Source organism: Longimicrobium sp. (assembly GCF_036554565.1).
Taxonomy (GTDB): Bacteria; Gemmatimonadota; Gemmatimonadetes; order Longimicrobiales; family Longimicrobiaceae; genus Longimicrobium.
Genome location: NZ_DATBNB010000282.1, coordinates 1 through 1,590, shown reverse-complemented (window position 1 = coordinate 1,590; position 1,590 = coordinate 1). Strand labels below are relative to the sequence as shown.

General features: G+C 70.4%; 3 protein-coding genes. 1 reads left to right on the top strand and 2 read right to left on the bottom strand.

The features are described from left to right. Window positions 1-620: DsbA family protein (locus VIB55_RS07570; protein ID WP_331876065.1), on the top strand; the 620-nt coding region annotated here is incomplete at its 5' end. Between the two features lie 81 nt (window positions 621-701). On the opposite strand, the gene VIB55_RS07565 is transcribed toward VIB55_RS07570, so the two are convergent. Further along, on the bottom strand, window positions 702-920 hold the full coding sequence (locus tag VIB55_RS07565; RefSeq protein ID WP_331074044.1) for a hypothetical protein: 219 nt from the start codon (window positions 918-920) through the stop codon (window positions 702-704). A gap of 35 nt (window positions 921-955) precedes the next feature. Next, window positions 956-1,426 (bottom strand): vitamin K epoxide reductase family protein, encoded by a 471-nt coding sequence (locus VIB55_RS07560; protein ID WP_331876064.1) that lies wholly within the window; start codon window positions 1,424-1,426, stop codon window positions 956-958. Between the last annotated feature and the right edge of the window lie 164 nt (window positions 1,427-1,590).

The window sequence follows — 1,590 nt, the reverse complement described above, 5'->3', positions numbered from 1 at the left end:
CCGAGACGGAGCGCGCCGCCGGCCAGAACTCCGCCGCCCTGATCGCCCGGGCCGACAGCGGACGCTACAAGGGCTCCGCGTCCGCCACAATGACCGTCGTGGAGGTATCGGACTTCCAGTGCCCGTACTGCCGCGAGTTCGCCACCACCACCTATCCCCGCATCGACAGCGCGTACGTGCGCACCGGACGGGTGCGGATGCTGTACATCCACCTTCCGCTGGCCAACCACCCGCAGGCGTTCGCCGCGGCCGAAGCATCGATGTGCGCCTCGGCGCAGGACAAGTTCTGGCCCATGCACGACCGCCTGTTCGCCACGCAGCGCGAGTGGTCGGGGCAGGCGAACGCCACCGAGCGGTTCGAGGCGTTCGCGCAGGAGCTTCGGCTGGACATGGAGGCGTTCCGCGACTGCACCCGCAACGACCGCGTGGCGTCGCTGATCGTCGGCGACGCCATGCAGGCGTCCCAGGCCGGCATCCAGGGCACGCCCACGTTCATCCTGGGCAGCCGCGGCGGCCAGCGCATGATGACGGGCGCCGTGCCGTACGAGCAGCTCTCGGCCGCGATCGATTCGCTGCTGAACGCGCCCGCCGCCCCCGCGCCCGCCCCGCCGGCTCCCTGATCCGCAAGCGCATTCACGGCATCGGCCCTCCCCCGCGGCGCGGGGGAGGGCCGATCCTTTTCGATGCGGAGACGGAAGACCTCAGTCCTGCTCGTCGTCCCCGATCACCGCGGCCGAGACCAGGCGTCCCATGTCTACGAAGAGTTGGCGGGTAACCGACTCCTCCTCGCGAAGCAGGTCTACCAGCCGGTCGTAGCGCGACAGCATGTCCAGCGGCACGTGCACCGTTTCGGGGTGAAACGTTCCCTGGTCTGCGAACAGCAGCCGCACGCGCACGGTCTGCCCCGGAGTCTGCGACATCCTCGTTGCTCCCGAAAATTCAGTGAACCCGCGCCCTACCGGGCCTGCCGCAGCCCCGGAAGGGAAAGCAGGAAGATCAGCGTGATCAGCACGGCCGACACCACGCACCACTGGCACCACGCGTGGATGACCGCCGCTTCCAGGTACGTCAGGTAGGCCGAGAACAGCACCCCCACCGCCGACATGCCGAACAGCGCCAGCGCCACCCACCGCTCGCGCTCGAACCGCGGCTGAATGCCCAGCATGGCCACCATCAGGATGGCCACGTACGCCCCCACGCCGTAGTAGGCCACGGGCAGGCCCAGGAAGTACGCGTACTGCGACGTCTGCACCTTTTCGCACGAGCCGATCTGGCACTGGATGATGCCCAGCATCCCCAGCTTGTACATCGACAGGTACGCGGCCACCAGCAGCCCGATCAGCGCCAGCACGGCGATGGCCATGCGCGCCACGGGCGGACGCGCCTCCAGCTCGCCCGGCAGGTCGCCCGCCAGCGCCTCCGTCACGCGGCGCTGTCGGCGGCGGGAGCGGCCGCGCCGCCCGTGGCCGGCGCGGGGGCGGCACCGGCGGCCGGGGCCGCGGCGCCGCCGCTCTCCAGGCGGATCAGCTGCTCCCACTCGGCGCGGGTGCCGGGGGTGTCGTTGATCTTCTTGCCGTTGATGAACAGCGT